The following is a 318-nucleotide window of genomic DNA, read 5'->3' on the forward strand; positions in this document are numbered from 1 at the left end:
CTCATCCCTGAAAAAACGCCCGATAAACAACCTAAAATAACTACACGCTATAGCTACATATAAGATTATCAAGAGCAAAACCAATCTATAGAGATAAGCAAGATAAGACGGCAGCCATAATGAGCTTAAAGATTGCCAATAACAGAAGAAAATAAAAATTGCATCACTGAATAAGCCATAAGTAACTTTGCTTTTTTCACAGAAGACGTACTCATATCCTTTCCATTTAATTAAGAAAAATATTCCGGCAAAACAAGCCTAATGATTGCAATACCAATAATATCCAATAACAAAATGAAAACAACACAAGACTACGCT

Source organism: Bartonella sp. AA2SXKL, assembly GCF_042197205.1.
Classification (GTDB): Bacteria; Pseudomonadota; Alphaproteobacteria; order Rhizobiales; family Rhizobiaceae; genus Bartonella.